The 20,161-nt window shown below is 42.7% G+C and carries 17 protein-coding genes; 14 read left to right on the top strand and 3 right to left on the bottom strand.

Translation table 11 applies throughout. From position 1 onward, the window contains the following. Positions 1–38: 38 nt before the first annotated feature. From BLR84_RS01505 to BLR84_RS01490, 4 genes are all read left to right on the top strand, one after another. Positions 39–3,554 carry a hypothetical protein gene (locus BLR84_RS01505; protein WP_090463344.1) on the top strand — a complete coding sequence of 1,172 codons (3,516 nt, stop codon included), beginning with the start codon at positions 39–41 and terminating at the stop codon, positions 3,552–3,554. Next, positions 3,535–3,984 carry a response regulator gene (locus BLR84_RS01500; protein WP_090463341.1) on the top strand — a complete coding sequence of 150 codons (450 nt, stop codon included), beginning with the start codon at positions 3,535–3,537 and terminating at the stop codon, positions 3,982–3,984. Before BLR84_RS01505 ends, BLR84_RS01500 begins: the two co-directional genes overlap by 20 nt. Further along, positions 3,981–5,036 (top strand): response regulator, encoded by a 1,056-nt coding sequence (locus BLR84_RS01495; RefSeq protein WP_090463338.1) that lies wholly within the window; start codon positions 3,981–3,983, stop codon positions 5,034–5,036. The genes BLR84_RS01500 and BLR84_RS01495 overlap by 4 nt, the downstream gene beginning before the upstream one ends. Positions 5,037–5,814: 778 nt before the next feature. Next, a complete protein-coding gene (locus tag BLR84_RS01490; RefSeq protein WP_090463335.1) occupies positions 5,815–7,236 on the top strand; it encodes a hypothetical protein in 1,422 nt (473 codons plus the stop codon). 19 nt (positions 7,237–7,255) lie between these two features. On the opposite strand, the gene BLR84_RS01485 is transcribed toward BLR84_RS01490, so the two are convergent. After that, complete coding sequence (locus BLR84_RS01485) at positions 7,256–7,912, bottom strand: hypothetical protein (RefSeq protein WP_090463332.1); 657 nt, start codon at positions 7,910–7,912, stop codon at positions 7,256–7,258. Positions 7,913–8,348: 436 nt separating this feature from the next. On the opposite strand from BLR84_RS01485, the gene BLR84_RS01480 reads away from it, so the two are divergent. From BLR84_RS01480 to BLR84_RS29875, 3 genes are read left to right on the top strand one after another with little or no spacing between them, the layout of a single operon-like run. Continuing rightward, entirely contained in the window at positions 8,349–9,995 is a 1,647-nt protein-coding gene (locus BLR84_RS01480) for a hypothetical protein (RefSeq protein WP_090463329.1), read from the top strand. Between the two features lie 29 nt (positions 9,996–10,024). Further along, positions 10,025–10,735 carry a hypothetical protein gene (locus tag BLR84_RS01475; protein ID WP_090463326.1) on the top strand — a complete coding sequence of 237 codons (711 nt, stop codon included), beginning with the start codon at positions 10,025–10,027 and terminating at the stop codon, positions 10,733–10,735. Positions 10,736–10,746: 11 nt separating this feature from the next. Further along, positions 10,747–10,920: a hypothetical protein gene (locus tag BLR84_RS29875; protein ID WP_176851911.1), complete on the top strand. Its 174-nt coding sequence runs from the start codon at positions 10,747–10,749 to the stop codon at positions 10,918–10,920. A 113-nt stretch (positions 10,921–11,033) separates the two neighbouring features. Here BLR84_RS29875 and BLR84_RS01470 read toward each other — a convergent pair whose 3' ends face one another. After that, positions 11,034–11,741, bottom strand: coding sequence for a hypothetical protein (locus BLR84_RS01470; RefSeq protein ID WP_090463323.1), 708 nt, complete (start codon positions 11,739–11,741; stop codon positions 11,034–11,036). A 293-nt stretch (positions 11,742–12,034) separates the two neighbouring features. Between BLR84_RS01470 and BLR84_RS01465 the strand changes: the two genes are divergently transcribed. The 5 genes from BLR84_RS01465 (at position 12,035) to BLR84_RS01450 (ending at position 14,647) form a co-directional block, all read left to right on the top strand. After that, a complete protein-coding gene (locus BLR84_RS01465) occupies positions 12,035–12,301 on the top strand; it encodes a helix-turn-helix domain-containing protein (protein WP_090463320.1) in 267 nt (88 codons plus the stop codon). Continuing rightward, complete coding sequence (locus BLR84_RS01460) at positions 12,298–12,636, top strand: hypothetical protein (RefSeq protein WP_255366830.1); 339 nt, start codon at positions 12,298–12,300, stop codon at positions 12,634–12,636. The genes BLR84_RS01465 and BLR84_RS01460 overlap by 4 nt, the downstream gene beginning before the upstream one ends. A 288-nt stretch (positions 12,637–12,924) precedes the next feature. Beyond that, positions 12,925–13,086: a hypothetical protein gene (locus BLR84_RS29870; protein WP_162842736.1), complete on the top strand. Its 162-nt coding sequence runs from the start codon at positions 12,925–12,927 to the stop codon at positions 13,084–13,086. A 46-nt stretch (positions 13,087–13,132) separates the two neighbouring features. Continuing rightward, a complete protein-coding gene (locus BLR84_RS01455; protein ID WP_090463317.1) occupies positions 13,133–13,684 on the top strand; it encodes a BfmA/BtgA family mobilization protein in 552 nt (183 codons plus the stop codon). Positions 13,685–13,696: 12 nt separating this feature from the next. Next, positions 13,697–14,647 (top strand): DUF5712 family protein, encoded by a 951-nt coding sequence (locus BLR84_RS01450; protein ID WP_090463313.1) that lies wholly within the window; start codon positions 13,697–13,699, stop codon positions 14,645–14,647. A gap of 40 nt (positions 14,648–14,687) precedes the next feature. On the opposite strand, the gene BLR84_RS01445 is transcribed toward BLR84_RS01450, so the two are convergent. Further along, a complete protein-coding gene (locus BLR84_RS01445) occupies positions 14,688–15,074 on the bottom strand; it encodes a helix-turn-helix transcriptional regulator (RefSeq protein WP_090463310.1) in 387 nt (128 codons plus the stop codon). Positions 15,075–15,722: 648 nt separating this feature from the next. Between BLR84_RS01445 and BLR84_RS01440 the strand changes: the two genes are divergently transcribed. Continuing rightward, complete coding sequence (locus tag BLR84_RS01440) at positions 15,723–18,758, top strand: SusC/RagA family TonB-linked outer membrane protein (RefSeq protein WP_090463307.1); 3,036 nt, start codon at positions 15,723–15,725, stop codon at positions 18,756–18,758. Between the two features lie 10 nt (positions 18,759–18,768). Beyond that, positions 18,769–20,145 carry a RagB/SusD family nutrient uptake outer membrane protein gene (locus tag BLR84_RS01435; RefSeq protein WP_090463304.1) on the top strand — a complete coding sequence of 459 codons (1,377 nt, stop codon included), beginning with the start codon at positions 18,769–18,771 and terminating at the stop codon, positions 20,143–20,145. Positions 20,146–20,161: the final 16 nt, after the last annotated feature.

The following is a 20,161-nucleotide window of genomic DNA, read 5'->3' as shown; positions in this document are numbered from 1 at the left end:
TTTTCGTATTTTGATATATTAAAATGGTATTATTGTATATGAATTATGCTGTCTTTAAAACAAATTTCTTTAATGGCAAAACCAATAAACGCTCCCTGATCGAGTCTTTGAAATTGTATGCTGGCGATTTTAGTTCTTTGATGAAGATTCTGGAAAGGTTCGAACGGGAGAACTCCCAGTTCAGAGGCCTGGTTAAGTTGGCCTTATTGGGTAGCAACTATGCGCCGAAGGCTTACAAGGAATTGAACGCTGACAGACCTTTATATAATTCAGATTCCCTGGAAAAGGAAATGAGCTGGGAGATTGCCGCTATCCTGCGTGCATCGGACCTGATCAATCTTTTTGTTGAATTGAAACAGGATTTTGAGCACAACCTGCTGTTGGGTAATTTTGAATCTGGCCGAAGCCTGCTGGACCGGATCGAGCGGGAAATCTGTATCTCTTACTGGTCTTTAGAACACCGCCTGATCCTCGATGAGTACCAGTTCGGTACTTCCAGGAACTGGGACACCCGTAATTTATACGTTGATGAGAAGAACGCCAATATGACCCAGATCATCGGTGACTTTTACAGCGTTAAAACGGAAGCGAAATATTCTTTTTTTCAGTTCAACGATTATTGCGACACCTGGGAGGATATGCAGGTCAAAAGCCAGTATGGGCTTTCTGAACGTTACCGGAATTACCTACGTTTCAAAGTAAATTACTTTTCACTGCGCAGATATAGTAATTACTCGGACATTCTATACACCGAAACAACGGCAAGCATAGTCGACCGTTATGTAATGGTGCTGCGCATTGCCCAGCATGTGCTGATGGCGAATAGTGATCATGACACATTTATCGCAGAGGCTTTTGCAAAGTTGGCTGCAAGCGTCAACGATGTGGTTATCCGCCAGGTGTTGTCGCTGCTGGGACATTCGGACCAGATGAATTTTGACGATGAAGTCCTGAGCATCATTGATGAATATACAATAGGAAATTACAGGGCTGCCAAGGATTTGGCAAGGGATTATTTATCCGGTAAACAAAGTAACGTGCTGGAGCTTTACGAGATCTATGCGAAATCCCTGGTGGAAGAGAACCTGGAATTGGTTCCTATAACGGAGCACGACAGTATCGCCAATATGGTTGCTAGGACCTATTATGATATTTATAGCAAGAATGACAATATCGATAACGGGCTGATCGATCTCATCAAGCTCTCTTATGTGTTTAATAATTCGCCTATCGGGCTTCATTTTTACGCCTTGATCGCCGAGCAGTTGGATTGGGCTACGGATATTGACTATAGCTTTTTAAAGCGCCTCAATTCAAAGTTTTTAAATCCTGGCCTATACAATAATCTACTGGGTCAGCCTTTACGGCTGCAGGGGTTTATGGAATTGCTGTCGAGGCAATATCGTGAAAGCGCAACTGTTCGGTTGTATGATCAGTTCTATCGCAATTATAACGCGAGGGAGGCGCATGAATTTACCAGTGTCCCTTACATTAAAAGTAAATTGTACGAATGCAGGAGCCTTTTGCAACTGAAGCGTTTTGAGGATGTCATTGCCATTTACGAAGATCTAAGCAAGAATCATCATTTATCGATCATTGCTTCTTACGAGGTATTGAGCAACTTGTTCTTTGCTTTTGTCAGTATTGATGATTACACCAACGCCCTGATCATTTTTGTTGAGGCCTACCTGATCAATCCTCATTGGGTGAAGCGTATGGACGTCAACAACTTGGTTATCCTGATTATCAAAGGGAAGTTTAAAAATATTCGCATCACGCAGAAGCTGATCGAATTACCTATATTTTTCAATGTCAATAGCAATGAAAAGATCCGGGTGAAGCAAGCTTACGAGCTGTTCCTGAAGGCCAATAACTGTACCTTGCCAAGTGAGTTTTTACAGATAGAGACGAATATTGAAAAAGATAAGTTAGTTTACTTTTTGCGTGATGTTTGTGTGCCGGATATCATGCAGCTGTCCAAATATATGGAGAGTTCTTATAAGGTCAACGAAGAGCGTATCCGTATCTGTCAGCGTTTGGCGCTGATCGATAGCGACAATATCGTCCGTTATAACCAGGAGATCGCTTTGATGACACAAAAAAATGCGATCAGTAAGGTTATCGGCCGGATTGATGAGGGCAAGGTCTACGTGAATGACGAAAAGATCAAGGCAAGTTTCCTACGGCCTGAGTTAAAGGCAGAAGTCACTAAACTAAATACGGCTACATCTGAGGCTTATTTAACCCGGGAATATTTCTATAGAACAGTTGACCTTCAAAAGTTCACCGAGCAGAAAGAGTATAAGCAGACAGCGAAAGTACTTTACGTCAATTATGATAGTAAAGGAAGGATCAAGTTCAACAATAATCCGGTCTATAATTCTTTCAGGACCATGTTTTTGGAGGTTAGAGATAACTTTGTCTCCAACAACGAATACGGGCTTGATGCATATTTGAGTACCAGAATCCGGCATGGAACTCTGCCAAACCATATCAGGAGCGTGTTTGAAAGGCTGAATCTAGTGACGGCGCAAACGGATGGTGAGTATGGGAACAACGACTACTGGCAGGAACGCCTGGGCCTGACTGGCGAACGTAACGAAAGAATTCAGGAACTACTGGCCGACTTTTCAAGAAAGGTAGACGAAATTTCGACCACGCTGAAAGAGGAATGGATACAGTCCCAAACCGAGCGGCGAATGGACAAGCCTTTTGCCCTTTTTGATTATTCCTACGAGGACGATACCGAATTGCTGGCGCTGTTTATTTCTAAGGTGGACCGTTACGAGGAATTCATTGATATGTGTTTTAACGAGCTTTGGGTCAAAACGGAAGATTGCCTGACCGTGATCAGGTATAAGATCGATCAGGAGATCAAACCGATATTTGTGAATTTGATCAGTGACCTGGATCAGGCGCTTGAGAACCTATCCCGTTTCAATGATCTGTACGAGCTAAAGAGCAACGTAACTTTTTCACAAACAGAGATCCTCACCTTGCTCAGCAATGTGATCAAATGGTTCAACCGTTCGGAAAGCAGTTATGACGGTGAATACGAGTTGCGGATGCTGGCAGAAACAAGCGTGGAAATTACTAGCAATATTAACCCGAGCTATAATTTCGTGATCGATTCAAATATACAAACCTCCATTGCCGTTAAGGGCGAATACCACCAGCATATCATCGATGTTATCCGTAATTTTCTGGAGAACATGATCAAGCGGTCTGATCTGAAAATAGAGGCCATGGCGCCGAGTATGTCAATATCGGAGGCGGATGAGAGATTGTATTTTGTTTTCGAAAATAATATTTCGGAATCCATAGATCAGCAGGAATTGTTGGAAAAACTCGAAAAGATCAAATCCAACTGGACGCTATCGGATGGCAATATCAGTAAGGAGGAAGGAACCGGTTTCTCCAAAATCAAGAAAATATTACGGTATGACCTGGACCGCAGACTCAGTAAGTTTGATTTCTCGCTGGATGGGCACCGGCTTAAATTTATGGTATCTTTTGAATGCCTGGGATTAAAATATGAAAATACTAATAGTTGAGGATGATGAGCTAAAATATCAGCACCTCGAAAATTTTTTGAATGGGCTAACACCGCGGGCCACGATCACCTGGAAAAAGTCTTACCAGACAGGACTGGTGGAGATCATGTCGGCGGCATATGATCTTATTCTTTTGGATATGAGCATGCATATTTACGAAAAAGTTGCCGGTGAATCCGGGGGCAGCTTCGAAACCTATGCGGGACGGCTGATCCTGAATGAGATGGATATGAATGATGTGGAAACAAAGGTAATCGTGATCACGGGCTACGACGTTTATGGAGATGGCAAAACATTGCAAACGCTAAAGCATGAACTGCGGGAAGAGTTCGGACCTTTCTACCTGGATACCGTATATTTTGTCAGCAAGGAGGAAAAGTGGCGGAAAGAACTATCGGATCTGATCAAAGCTAATTTTCCGACTGTATGAGCACTGCCATGGAACTGACGCTCACGATTTTGATCGTGGATGATGATGATATAAAAGTTGGCAAGATCAAAGACATGATCAATGGCGCTACACTTAACAGAACGGTCGTTGCTGCCGATCAAATTTCCGCGCAGAATTACCTTTTGCAGGAAAAATTCGATCTGCTGATCCTCGATATGTTGCTGCCGCTAAGAACTGGTGAAGGCGACCCTGATCCCGGGGGCGGCCAGAATATTTTGGAGGAGTTGGAAATCGATGACGATTATAAGCAGCCTGATGCCATCATTGCCCTAACGGAATATGATGACCTGCAGCTAAATGTCCGGGAGAGTTTTGCGGATATCGCTGCAATCAAATATGATGGTTCTTCGGCAGTTTGGGAAACTCATTTAAAACGGGTAATCCAGCGATTGAAAAAGTCAAAGGCCGAACATAAAAAGATCGTGTATTGCGAAGGATCCAACGCATTTCACTATAACCTGATGGCATTGTCCAATATAGAGTTTCGTGGCCTGGCGGATTCCAGGGCAGTTTACCTATCGGCAAAAAATGAGCAGGATAAATATGCGATACGGGACCGCGATTTTTTAACACATAAAGAGATATCTAGCTTACAAACGAAGTATCCCAATTATTTTATCCTGAATTACTACTGCTTTGAAAACTATCTGTACCACCCCGATAACATAGCCGAGGTGTTGGCGGGATTTGACAGGGAGGCGTATATCGCCGAGTTGGTCAGCCAGAAAAAAGCAAAGCTGATGACCATCGTTCAGGATTACAAAATATCTAGGAGCGCCTATTTTGATTTAAATGATGATAATAAGGCGGTGATGGACAAAAGGCCAGAGACTGAAATTATCAAAGCATTGGAAAGTGACGACTTAGAGGTTTTCTATCGCTATTTTGATATGGCGGGTAAAAAAGATAACGAGAATAAAAAGAGTTTTGATAAAACCTTTTTAGCTACATTCAATCTTGATAAGACAGCGCTAACTAAGTCGGCTTGGTTCAAAGGTAAAATGCTGGAGATCCTAAATAATCTTCGATAAACTTTCCATATTCACTGTCGATTGTCTATTAACTCGCTGAACCCATTCTTTTTAAAGTTGTAGATCAGGATGAGTAGGAATAACCTTCAAATCGCCTTTCCGGCTCTGCAATTGGAACGAGTTCGCAACAGAGCTCACGGCGTTCCGTTACACTTTGACCAAGCAATCTTTCTGAACTAGATAATTGAAGTTTGATATTCATTAACATGACTCGTTGGTCTAAAAAGCAGGAACAGTACGGTCAAGCATACCGGAACATCCATCTTTAGATCCTGTATAGCCGGTAGAATATTTGCCTAGTAGCCCAATCCGCAATCAATGAGGAGGAAAATCTTGTGCCGGGTCTTGTCAGCAGGATAAACAGAGACGAGTAAAGTATCGCCATAACTGGCGGGGATTAGATTAATTGTGATCACGAGGGAAATAAGGTTTAACGAATGCTGAAAAAATGCATATCGCAGTCTCAAACAAAGATAGTATTAAATCGATAGGAAGCTATCTACAGCATTCAGCTGCTGTTAAGCTGACCGCCGATATAGTGTGAGCTCAAAATACCCGATGATTTTTTCTGATCTAAAATTTTCGTGCACTTTTGGTGTATACACGATACTACTTTGAACTTCTTTTCAATAACCCTTGATTAGCTATTACCAGGCAAACTTTGTCCGCTGAAGATATTTTTTTCAGCAGGGAAAAAGGTCGGAGACCTCCATGAATCCATCGGCAAATTATGATCGCTTGCAATTCTTTATCTTTATATCCTATCATTAAAGCTTATATGAAAGTTAAGGGCGAAATCTCAGCTGTATTGCATATTGCCGATGACCGGCTGGCTGAATCTATCCGGGAAAATATTGAGGTATACGGAACTTTCACGAACGTTGTTCAATCCGCGCCTCAGAAGATAGCCAGTAAAGGGCTGGCCTTGCTTTGCCTGAATGTTGGGCGGTATGATGAACCGGTAACTTATTTGTGTATTCTGAAAAAGCAAGGCAGGGTTGCCACCGCCCAGGCAAGGGTAAAAGGATTGAAATGCCTTGCGCTCGAAAAGGTAATCCCGGCTGAACTTATTCAGTTCCTGCCTGAAAACCAAAAAACAAGGGCCGCCGCATACTTTAATGATAACTACCGGCAATTTTCGCCTAAGCTGGGTGAGCACCTTTACAGAGCCCTTAAATTGTTAATGCCGGAATTATCGAAGGCAATAGATGACCTATATGAGACGATGCACCGTCCGGTTCCGCGTCGGATTGCTAGCCGCGAACAGGATGCAGCCGTGGAGAAAGACGCACTTGGCTTGACGCTGGATATATTCGGTGTCGACCGTTCGGCTGTTTTCAGAAGCTGGTCACTGAACGGAGAAGGCCTGGGAAACTCTTTTTTAAGCGGCTTAAAGGAATTTGCCGTTTACGAAGATGATGTGATCAATTATGATCTGCGTTCATTTCCGGGATTTGATACGGTTTCAGGCGACCATATTACCGGACTGGTTGAATTCGAAAGCGAGGATGGCGAGAAACTGACAGTAATCAACGCAAACCGTAAACCGCTGGAAAAAGCCATGGGTATAGACCTGATCTATTTCCACCGCAAATATGAATCCTTTGTCATGGTACAGTATAAAATGATGGACCAGCGGAGCGAAGAACATACCGGCCTGTATTTTAACCCGAACCAGGGCTCGCACGACGAGGAATTGAAAAGATTGAAGTCGTTGAAAACAAATATAGCGGCCCAAACAAAAGGATCTGGGTTAACTGCTTACCGTTTTTCCGATTGTGCGCTTTTCTTCAAGCTTTGCAAAAAATTCGAGATGAAGTGGGACGATGACTCTGTTGCACCGGGTATGTATATTCCGCTCGACCAATGGGAGTTATTGCTTACTGACGATTCGACGCTTGGACGAGCTGGCGGCAGGCAGTTTGGCTATCATACGCTTGGAAAACGTTACCTCAGCAAAGAAACCTTTGTAGACCTGGTCCAGGCTGGCCTGATCGGAACCTGCGATGAGGCTTCTAAAAAGATTGCCGCATTTGTCGAAGATGCCATTGCACAGGGCCATTCTGTCATGTATGCGGTTGATGAACGCAAAGGCGACAGGTTATCCAGGAAACAGCAGATCAGGAAAAAAAGGAATATTGCCGACGATGTTTTAGGCGATGCGCGCGATTATTCAATCGATGATGAGCCACCTTTTTAGTTTATGTTAGTTATCTTCACTAACCCTGCAAATATTTGATGACTATTTCGTGTCCTAACCGGCTGAGTAAAGGCGCCAGCTCTTTCATCAATTCATCCATGCCTTTATTTGCCAGATTCTCGAAAACGATACCATAGACCTGCTGATACCACTTCTTTTTTCCGAGTACATATAAGTTCTTCAATTCGGCTATATCTGTTTTTAATGCGATCATGATTTCATGGAGCATCTGAATATCGTCATAGATGATATGATCGCCATTTTTAAGTTCGTCCAGTTTGAAACCGATTTCCCTGATCGTTTGATCGTTTTCAACGATCTCTGTGCTGGTGAACAGGTCGCCGGCTATCTTCAATCCGTTTTCTTCCAGTTTCCCGTACAGAAAATAAAGGAATACTTCACCATCGAGCCGGACCCGGCAATGTGCCTCGTGACAGGTCTTTTCATGTTCTTCGATCTTTTCCACCACATGATTGACCAGGTAACCCAGGAACTGGATGCGGTCGCCATCACTGTTAAGCCCCCAAAGTTCGCTTTGCACCTTATCGCCAAGATCATGGACGGTAAATAAGGGGCCGCGAAGGCGATGATCGGAAAACTGTTTGGCTTTGCGGTTGACCACATCGGCAAAAGCGAAAGGCGGCAGTGGTATGGTTTCGTAATTCCTCGGGTTCATACCGCAAGTTACGGATTAGAAAGTTCTTTTTACTGTCCGTTATTTAACAGTCGATAATTCTATCCACATATTTTGCACAAAATATCCAGGCAAAAAAATAGGGCATCCATCTTGCGCAATGCCCCTCAAAAACTTTCCATATACGGCAGTTTGGTGTATCTGGCGATTAACTGTTCATTACTACAGAGGGGGCTTGCGCCTACCTTTTCTTCCTTCTCTTAGCCTTGCGGCGCATTTTCCTCAATGTCAGGAAAATACATAACGCATAGTAAACTATGGTTACTAGAGCAACGATGGTTGCCATTGCCGCAAAACTAATATTTCCTGATGGTTTCGTGGCATTCTGCCAGCAATTTCGAATTAATTTCGGTTAGCCAGGAGCATTCGTCGCCCGCCGGTTTAATATCCTTATTGGTATATTAGCCTACTAAAACCGATGCCTTCCATGACCCTTGCACAGTTAGCCGACACATTAAACCGCAAAGCCCGCAGCGGCAACCATGCAATTGCCCGCCTGCCCGAACTCCGAAAGCAGTACCTGCATAAAAAGCAGTTGCCTGCGGACCTGTTCACGAGGACCACTATCTTCGATAAGGATGATAAATATTTCTTTCACCATGGCGGCAGGGATGAGATGCAGTTCAATGTTGGTGAGGAGTGGGTGAATAACCGGATAGTGACGCGTTACGGTCTTTGTTTCTCGCTGGAACCCAGCCGGAGCCTGACCAACCCCGTACACGATCTGAAACCATTTCAGCAAAGGTTTAACCAATGTCTAGCCGTTCATCCGGCATGGTTTAAAGGGTTCAAGCAATGGTATTATCGCCATGGCAATCGCTCCGTTAACCAGGCGGCGCAGCCGCTGAACGGCGACTGGTTCCTGCACGGTAATTTTATTTGTTTGGGTGGTATCATCAACAAGTCTTTAACGGCTTTAAACGACCAGGACCTGCAAAAGATCCTGGCGGCATTTGACCGCCTTTTGCCCATTTATGAATACGTGGTTCTGCAAAAAAAGCCCTTACCGGTGATCCGCATCTTCACCCGACTGACCTCCAATGAAAATAATTGGGAACTGCCCAGCCCGCACCGCTGGAAGAAAAGTAATCAGGGCAAGAAGAACATTCCCTTTGAGAATCAGTATGGATTCGGGCATGAGGAATGGCTGCTGAATAACCGGTACAATGTTGGGGGTTACCAGTATGGTTATATCCGTGGTATCCAGCATGCGAAGGCCGGAACGGATGCCTTTGCGGAAGTTCATTTCTATACGGTCAGGAAAGAGAAAACAGCTAACCTGGTTTATCATGTTGGTACGATACGCAACCTGGAAATTATCAAACATGATCCGGCTGCGCAGGAGATCATCAAACCGGTGATCGATCGTTTCCGGGCGGATATGATCGAGGAGATCTTGCAGATCAATGGGGACCGCAAGGGCATGGACGACCATCCTTTTACCGCGGTCGCCCGCTTTAAACTTCAGGATGTTGATTTTCCCGATGAACCGGTCTACCAGCCTGAATTTGACCTGAAAACTTTCAAGCGTTTCCAGCCCTATGAGTTCGAGGGCGATTTTGCGGATGTTTTTGAAGAAGAGCTGCCCGGTGATTCGACGGAATTTATTGCGGGGAAGGCCACTCAAACCTCGGTTTATAACAAAAAGAACCGCGATGCTTCGATCACGGTTGAGAAATTACATACAGAGATCGTTGAATGCCTGGAGCAGCACCTGTTGCCCGGCTACAGCGTGAGCAGGGATAACCTGTCCATCGAGATCATGCGTTTTCACGGTAATATCGCCGACGTTGTTACGTTGGATCGCAAAAAATCCATTAGTATCTACGAAATTAAAACTTCGGCATCGGGCCGCCGCAATATCCGTGATGCGATCGCCCAGCTGCTGGATTATGCAGCACATGCGGGCACCCTGAAGGTCAAGATACTGGTGGTGGTTTCGCCATCCTGGTTGAATGCTTTAGAACTTGCTTTTCTAAAGCACCTGCAAGATTCGCTGGCGTACAAGCTGGAATACTATTGTTATGACAAAAACCGGTCACCGAAATTCATTCTGCAGGGATAAACAGTTTGGATTAAGATTATCTTTATCACATGTCAGCACCAGAAAATCCCCATAGCATTAATGAATTCCTTTCCCGTTTTGATACGCGGGAGGCGCTCAGCGGGCAGCTGGGTCAGCAATGCGCCGCAGCAAGCCAAAGGTATTTAGGCGATGACCTTCTGCAGCCCATGAAGCTTTGCGATGCCACGATCGATTACCTGGCTGCTGCGATGGCCGAAGGCCACAAGTTCAAAGGAAAGCAGCCCGTTCTGAAAATGCAGCTTTTTGCTGTATACCGGCAGAGTGCTGATGTTTCCACCGCCCTTATCATGGAAGGGAGCTATATCAAGGCGGCAGCAACCCTCAAGCAGGATTATGAGATCATTGTCAGCCTGAACGAGATCAACAATGGGCGGTATAAGCACGGCAAAACGCCTCATGCGCAAAACGGGCCCCCATCTTTCAAAGAGATGAACGGCTACCTGAATGAAATTGCCCATATCTCTAAGGAAGATGTCCTATTTGACTTGCTGCAGCATACTGAAAAAGGCCTGTTCAAGGGCATTTCCTCAGTTAAAAGGCTCAACAAAAAAGCTGCAATCAAGCTGATGACCTACAATATTGCTATTAAAACAGAGCTGTGCAGGCAGGCACTTAACTTCTACCTGGAAATTGCCGGGCAGGATCAGAAACATGGCCAGGCTTGGCAGTATTACCAGCTGATCAACGAGCGTCTTGCGGCGATCGGCTTATTTGAATAAAAAAACAACGTATGGACACGATCGGCAAAACCTTTTGCAATACCCACTTCCGGCACCTGCGGCTGCTCTTTTTTGTTGATGCAGGTGTCAGCCCGTGTTTTCTTATTGACTTGCTGACGGATTATCCGACAGAGGCCCAAGATAATAAGTTGGTGAGCATTGGTGGTGTTGGCTCCGATAAATAAATAGCTTTTCCCGATAACTCAATGATGGATAACTATTTATTATCCTGCATCGGTACCCGTTATATATCAAGTTCGAACAACATCATTTGGTTCGTGATTTTTTCTTTGAAAATCTACAAAACCTTTCTTCGATAATTCGGCCAGGCACTTACCTGTCCAATCAATGTTGTAGACTTCAACTTCGGATAATGCAATTCTACATATTTCTTAAAAGACTTGATCGTTTCCATATTATCCCATTCCATAGCCGTAAGGCAAAGCATAGGCCATTTTTTGGTATCCATCATAAAGCTATATAATTGCAGATAAGGTGGTGCCTTTTCAAATGCTTGCTCGATAAGCTCATTATACAAAGCCTTTTTAAGCACTTTTTTAAAATCCATGATCAGATCATAAGTTACCAATTGAAGAGCACCCCATTTTATTAATTCCGCCATGTGTGGCATTTCCTTGTTATCAAAGAATAGGTACAGGAAAGTGATAAAATCGAATTCAGTCACATCACAAAGATCCTTGCTGAGATAAGCGTAGTTTTTTTTAAATGCCTCCAATGAAAATCCGTCCTTCATTTTACCAATTACAAAACGAATGACTTCGTTCTCCTTTTCGATGATCTGTTCCATATCAGGCCCTTTAACACTCCCATCAGGCAACTCCAGTCCATACCTGGATTTGGAGAACAGTTCGAAATAATAACTTTTAAAAAATATGGTCTTCCGCTCAAAAGTTACCTGCACATATAAAGGATATGTAAGCTGTCCGTGAAAGTCAACCTGCTTCAGACGGTCATTTAAGTAGGTTTTGTAACTGATTTTATTCACTTTTTTAACAAATATTTTTTGATGCTATTTGGCTGTTTTCGGTGTTCACTGCTTCTAACTAACCGATGATTATTTATCAAGCTTAATCAAAAATAAGCAAACCAAATGAAGGTGCTTTCTGATTGAACAGGTTAAAATTAATCATTTGTTTTGACATATTTTATTTTATCAAAACAATATTTTATATTTGATTTATGCGAAAGCGACTGCAATTCAATTAATTGCGGATTAGGGGTAGCCATTCCCATAAAGTAGCGAGTGGCGAGACATATGATTACTATTAATTTAATACAATGACATCAAATGAATTAATTACAAAAGGGGATCTGGAAGCATTCGAGAAAAGGCTCATTGAAAAAATAGAAATTATTCTTCAGCCGGGGAAAGGACAAAGCAAGCAATGGTTAAAAAGCAAAGATGTGAGAAAGCTATTGAACATCTCCCCCGGTACTTTACAAAACCTGCGTATCAACGGTACGCTTAGCTATACCAAGATTGGCGGCATGATGTATTACAAACTGGAAGATATTCATAAAGTACTGGAAGGGGGAAAACATTGAAACCCATCGTTAAAACAAAAGAAATGGCGGCTTATGCTGAGCGGGTAAGGCAAATGGGTGCGAATCCGCACCTGCTTGCTACCCACGTAAGCATGTATGCAGCTTTGTTTGTCTGCTGGCAACGGAATGAGTATTGTAATCCGTTTCCGGTTAGCCGACAGTTGCTAATGTCCTATAGCCGGATCGCATCTACCGCTACCTATCATAAATGTATAAAGGAACTGGAAACGTTTGGGTACATCCGTTATTACCCATCTTATCACCCAGTAAAAGGCAGCCTGGTTGATTGGCCAGAGGATAAGTATGATAATAGGTCTGCTGATCACTTGATTTAAGGATAGCAAGATCGTAAGATCAGTTGATCTAAAGATCGTTAGATGTGTTGATACCCAGATACGAAATGAACCCACACAACGAATACTTCGCTCCCAATAGCGAAAGACTATTTCCAAGAGACTTTAAAAACGGAGATGTCCCTAATGCAATAACCTGTATGCGCAAATCAAATAATTTTATGCAGAGTAATTGTTCAAGTCCGTTATTGAAGTTTAGCAGCATTAACTCTATCAACCCTCCTGTAGTAGCGATTTGCCGTATGCGACAGTCAAAACGTCCTTTTCTTCATGGAAGAAAAGGAGCAAGCGGAAGTTGGGCAGAGCCCTACTTTGCTTGCCATTTGCGCTGCAAATGGGGTTTTGCGTATCCTCCGGGGATACTTTACCGCGTTTTTGCCGGCAAAAAAGAAGAAAACAGGATACCCGGCGGTATCCTGTATAGGTATTTAAAGGCATATCCTGTTATACAGTCTAATGCCTCGTTAAAAATTAAACGATGGAAGATATTAATGTAAGATCAGTAAGATACCCGGTTTCCGTTGACCAGAAGTTTGAAAAGATCGCCCTTAAACTGGGCCGCACAAAGCGTTTGCTTTTTATTCAGATGGTGGATTACTTCTATAAAAGCAAGAAAGATCCTATAGACCTGAATGATGAACTCTTAAAAAATGCGCTGATGAAGAACCATCAGCAGTACATCGGTTTTATTAGGGCACAGGAAACTATGCTGCTTATTCCCATCAAAACAGAAATGGACAGGGTTTCCCGATCACAGGGAAAGATCATCGACCGCTTTAATTCTGAAGTGCTGAAGCATAATGTGGATGTGTTAAACAACCTGCAAAGCCACGCCAAAGCGTTCGGGGAAGTAGCCCGCGTAATGGATGCGATCTTGAAGGCTATGCAAAGTAAGGAAACCCTGAAAGAGCAGTTCCTGTTTATCCTGGATGGTTATATCAGATCCAGGGAGGCTTTCGGTATGATGACATCAGGCAGGGAAAAAGATGAACTGATCGCTATTACGAAAGAGCAGATCAGATTATTATAACGAATCGACATTATGTTTATCAATATTACCGACAGTAAAGAAGCGGCTAACAAGGGCAGCAGCAGCGGATTGGTTCATTACCTGGAAAAAGAGAACCGGATATATAATAATGATGAACCCGAGTATTGGTTCAATGGGCAGCAAGTCAGAATAGATCCATACGTGGCTATGCGGGCAATAGACAACAATATCGCCAAGCTGGGCAAGGATGACGCAAAATTCTTCCTGCTTAATATTAGCCCCAGCCAAAAAGAGATTGCCTTTTTAAAGGAGCAATACGGCGAGGGTGGTGCCAAAGACCAAATGAAAGGGTTTGCTGTCAGGGTTATGGATGCCTACGCACAGAATTTTAAACGGGAGAGCATTAACAGCCATGAAGATCTGATATGGTTTGGGAAGCTGGAAAACTACCGTTACTATACTCACAACGACCCAGACGTCAAGCAGGGTATTAAAAAACGGGGAGATCGCAAGGAGGGCGAGCAGATGCATGTACAGGTCATTGTCAGCAGGAAAGATGCGACAAACAAAATCAAGCTTAGCCCGATGAATACATCAAGGGGAAAGAATGAAGACCATTCTAAAAAGATGGGACAGTTTGATCGGGTGGCTTTTAAACAATGTGGAGAAACCCTGTTTGACGAATTATTTGAGTTTGACAGACAACTTAAAGATACAATGGCCTATGCCAATGCACAGAAAAACGGCAGCCTGGCTGAACGGATACAGATAGGGACATGGGCTCAGGAAGAGGAAGCCAAACATTCAGGCATCAGCCTTGCCGAAGATCAGCCCGATATGGAATTAGCCCTCCGCATTCATCCATATTCCCCCATCATAGATCAATCTTTTTACGACTTTATCGGCCCTATCCACGTCGACATCAAAGATGATGTGGATGATGAGGCTATACATGGGAGAAATCGTCATAGAAAAAGGCAAGCGAGGACCAATACAAGGTAATGCATTATTGGCTTAAAGAAGTTTTGATTCGACGAGAAAATTAAATATTACTCCTTGATTTAGCTTTTTTTTCCAACTCAGTTATCAATTTTTCTTGAGCTTTTATCAGTTTTTCTTTCTCATTTAGTAGGTCCTTCTTTAAAGAAAGGGCATAAGTTAAGTTGTCAATTTTAACTTGCCATTCGTGTGTTTCTGCATTTCGAAATCCAACTATCGGCTCTTTGTCATCATAATAGGAAAAAAGATTATAGTTCAATGCCTTACTAAGAGTTAACAATAGTTCTGAATCGATGGTATTACGCTTATAAATATCAGATATATTTTGTTTAGAAGTATTAATCCTCGCACCCAAATCTGACGGTTTTAGATTTTGGCTTTCGGCAATTTCCTTCACAAACTCACCAACTGTATTAGCTTTCTTCTGCATTCACAAATCTTTTCAAAAAAGAAACAAGTGCAATCATTAGCGTGAATAGTATTATTTGTCGATTCGGAAAATAAAATTTGACATTCTTAATTTACGTGTTTATATTTGTTTATGAAGAAATTCATATTTATATGAAATAAAGTATTATCCGCTTCTATTAGAAGTAACTAAAGAGTCTTGCAACTCCTATCTCAAGCCGTTGGCGCAAGGCAGCAGAAGTTACCCATATCTTATCTTGATATGCTACATTCGCATATCTAAAAATAAGAGTGGGTTCTGCTGTAAATCCGTGTCAACATAAGGCTTGAGAACTGAATGGAGTTGCGGTATGTAGAACCCACTTTTATTATTTTCTGCATCATTAAGGCTCATCTAAAATTTAATTTAAATGAAGGATGAAACCGCACAGAAATAAGCACTTTCATGAAAGCTGTAATCGCGCACATGTCGCCCTTGCTATCGGTAAAGCCATATCTTATTCTTTACAAAACCCGATAAAAAACATTATCTGCTGCCCAGAATGAATTGTCAGGACAAACGGCAATCTAAGATCAGCTTAATAGTTAATAGTCAATTTCGGGTTGCCGTTTTCCTTTTCATAGTCTTATCTGACTAATCTTTTTTAATCAACTCAACTAAAGAAATTTCATGAAAAAAACTATACTTTTTATAGTGCTGGCCGCGCTTTGCCTTTTTTTCAGGGCAGCAGGGCAAACCACAAACAAACCACCTGGTCAAACCATCAACGGAAAAATCACTGATGAGCAAGGCATTTCGCTTCCCGGTGCAACAGTCAAACTAAAGGGAAGCCCTATTGCCGTAAATACAGCCGTAGACGGAACCTTTACGATTGGACCTGTTTCTGCAAATGACATACTCGTAATTAGCTTTATAGGCTATCAACCAATAGAAATACGCTTATCCGAACTTCAGAAACAACAATTCATCATCCGTTTAAAGAACAATACTGGGGAATTGGATGAAGTACAAATCATTGCTTACGGAACTACAACGAAAAGACTAAGTACTGGTGATGTATCTTCTGTCAAAGCTGCCGACATTGAAAAACAACCTGTATCCAACCCCTTGGCCGCATTGGAAGGACGCGTACCCGGATTATCTGTCACGCAAAGCAGCGGGGTTAGCGGAGCTGGATTTAAGGTTCAGATTCGCGGACAAAGCTCCCTTTTACAAGGTTCAGAACCTTTTTACATTGTTGACGGTGTTCCCTTTGTAACCGGCAATTCTGCGTTAAACCAGATTTCATCTGCGGCTGGTTCTTCTTCAAGCGGCACTGGTATGAGCCCTTTCCAATTAATTAATCCATCTGATATAGAAAGTATCGAGGTATTAAAGGATGCCGATGCAACCGCTATCTACGGCAGCAGGGGCGCTAACGGAGTAATTTTAATAACCACAAAAAAAGGTAAGCCGGGATCTGTTAAAGTGAACCTCAACACCTATTCCGGTGTGAGCAAAGTGTCACGAACAATGGACGTGCTGAATACACAGCAGTATTTGCAAATGCGAAGGGAAGGATTCAAAAATAGCGGGCTTACTCCAACGACAACCAATGCGCCTGACCTGCTGCTTTGGGATACCAGCAGGTATACTGACTTTAAAAAACTATTGATCGGAGGTACTGCTCATACGACTGATGCACAGCTTTCCTTATCTGGAGGGAATGTTAATACACAATTTATTATCGGAGGGGGCTATCATCACGAAACAACCGTGTTCCCAACTGATTTAGGCGATACGCGAGGCTCTCTTCACTTGAGCCTAAATCATCACTCAACTGATAATAAATTGAACATTGCATTCACCGCAGGTTATGCCACCAATAAAAACAATCTCACAACGACTGACCTGAGCAGCTATATCAACTCGAACCCAATGCTGCAATTGTATACGCCTGACGGGAAGTTAAACTGGGCAGAAGGAGGCAAGGCTTATTCGAGCCTCGGTATCCTGAACCCCAATCCGCTTGCGTTTCAGTATCAGAATTACACAGGAAAGTTTAACAACCTGAATAGCAATTTAATGATCGGATATCATATCATACCTGATCTTCTCCTAAAAGTAAGCATGGGGTATAACTTGGTAAACAGTAATGAGGTCGCTACTTTTCCAAGCACATCTATTAATCCCTATTCGTTGCAACTACCTTATAGTAATTTTGCAAACCGGACATTCCAAAGCTGGATAATTGAACCACAAGCCCAGTACACAAAAACGCTCGGTATTGGAAAATTGGATGTCCTGATCGGGGGAACATGGCAAGATCAATCAAGCAACGGCCTGACCGTAGCCGCCACAAATTACAATAATGATCTGCTGTTAAATTCCATTGCAGCGGCAGGTACTACACAGAGTAACAATACTTATAGCCAGTACCGGTATGAAGGAGTCTATGGGAGAATCAATTTTAATTTACAGGATAAATATATCGTAAATATAAGTGGCAGAAGAGATGGTTCGAGCAGATTTGGTCCACAAAGCAGGTTCAGCAATTTTGCGGCGTTAGGAGCCGCCTGGATTTTTTCGGAAGAAAAATTTATAAAAAACAAGCTTAGTAACATCATCAGTTTCGGGAAACTCAGGGGAAGCTATGGCATCACAGGTAATGATCAGATCGGCGATTATCAATACCTGGATACCTGGACACCGGTGTCCGACACTTATCAAAACGTAAGCAGTTTAAACCCGACTTCGCTCTATAATCCGTCTTTTAAGTGGGAGAAAAATAAAAAGGCTGAGCTTGCATTGGATTTAGGTTTTTTAAATAACCGGATATTATTGTCTGCCGCTTATTTCAGATCGCTTTCAAAGAACCAGCTTGTTAACTATACTTTACCGACACAAACCGGTTTTACATCCATATTAGAGAATCTCAATGCCACTATTGTCAATAAAGGCTGGGAGTTTCAGTTAAGCAGTAAAAACATCAGTTCACACGCCTTTACCTGGAATAGTTCATTTAATTTAACCATGCCTAAAAATCAGCTACTTGCATTTCCTGGATTGGAAAGTTCAACCTATGCCGGTACCTATATTATTGGCCAGTCCGTATCGAGCAGGTTGGTTTATCACTATTTAGGAGTTGATCCGCAAACCGGCGTTTATCAGTTCCAGGACGTTAATAATGATGGAAAGTATAATCAGGCAGACAGGAACACTCTTGTTAACACCGACCCTAAATTTTATGGTGGATTTCAGAACAGTGTCAGTTATCAAAATTTCCAGCTGGATATATTTTTCGAGTTTAAAAAACAAAACGGCGTTAATTACCTGTCGAACCTTGCCGGAACCGTTCCGGGATATAAATATTATAATCAACCTGTAATCGTCTTATCCCGCTGGCAAAATCCCGGAGATATCGCCGACATACAAAAGTTTACCAGTGCAGGCGGCCCTGCATTAACAGCTTCCAATCTTTACCTGCGAAGTTCAAACGCTATTTATTCTGATGCCTCTTATATACGCCTTAAAAACGTGGCGCTGTCTTATAGCATTCCGCAACCCTTACTGAAAAAGCTTCATTTGGTTAATTGCAGGGTTTATTTCCAGGGACAGAATCTTTTAACGATGACCAATTACATCGGAGCCGACCCTGAAAACCAAAGCCTTTTTGTACTACCTCCATTAAGAACAATTACCGCAGGTATTCAACTAACCCTTTAAACATTACAACATGAAAATCCTATATAAAAAGCTGCTGCTCATTTTATTGCTGGGCATGAATATATCAGCCTGTAAAAAGTTTGTCGACATTGCTCCCTCAGCACAGCTAATTGCTACAGATGCAATTTTTTCAAATGACAATACTGCGCTCTCTGCAGTAAGTGGCGTTTATGTCCAGATGCGCTCCGGTAACCCATCTTTTGCCAATGGGGGAATCGGTATTTACACGGGGCTTACTGCCGATGAGATCTACAATACCTCATCAAGCTCGACTTACGATCCGTATTACAGTAATAACATCCTGTCAAACGATGGGAATATCAGTGATTTCTGGTCTACAGCCTATAACACCATATACCGCACTAATGCCATTCTGCAGGGACTGGACAAAAGCAACGGTCTTACTTCATCGGTTAACGATCAGTTAAAAGGGGAAATGAAAGTGGTCAGGGCGCTGATGTATTTTTATTTAGTTAACCTGTATGGCGATGTTCCATTGATTACCTCACCTGATTATGCGCAAAATGCTACTGCCGAAAGAGCGCCGACTTCACAGGTTTATCAGCAGATGATTATCGACCTGACCGATGCACAAGGGCTGCTTACTAATTCATATCCAAGCATAGGTAGGCTAAGGCCCAATAAACTAACGGCCACTGCATTACTGGCACGGATATATTTATTTAAAAAAGATTGGGCTAATGCGGAGGCGCAGTCTTCAGTTATCATCAATTCAAATACTTATAGTATTCTACCTGATCTAAATGCTGTTTTCCTGATCAACAGCGGGGAAACCATTTGGGAGATCGCACCGGCAAACAATGCCGCAAATTCGTCTGAAGCCAGCGCTTTTATCCCCGAATCATCTGATGTCGAGCCGACATTCGCAATAAATTCCTATTTACTCAATTTGTTTGATGCCAATGATAAGCGCAAAACAAATTGGCTGGGTAGTAACACCATTGGTGGTACAACTTATTATTACCCCAATAAATTTAAAAACAGCAGCACAACTTCTATTACAGAATACAATGTGGTTTTCAGGTTTGCTGAACAATATTTGATCCGGGCAGAAGCAAGGGCTCAGCAAAACACCAATTTACCGGGAGCGATCAATGACCTGAATATGATTCATACCAGGGCTGGTCTGTCCGCCTATCCTACTTCCATGTCACAGGCGAATTGCCTATTGGAGATACAAAAGGAAAGGCGTTTAGAGCTTTTTACCGAGTGGGGTAACCGCTGGTTTGATTTAAAAAGATGGGGAACCATCGATGGAGTCCTTGGGGCTGAAAAGCCTGACTGGAAGCCTTATGCTGCCTTATTACCCCTTCCTTTAGATCAGCTAACCTACAATGTTAAACTGGTACAAAACACCGGTTATTAATAGCATCTGCCAAAGT

Origin of the sequence: Mucilaginibacter sp. OK268 (assembly GCF_900103125.1) — a bacterium.
Lineage (GTDB): Bacteria > Bacteroidota > Bacteroidia > Sphingobacteriales > Sphingobacteriaceae > Mucilaginibacter.
The sequence above is the reverse complement of the archived record's forward strand: the minus strand, read 5'-3'. Positions and strand labels throughout refer to the sequence as shown.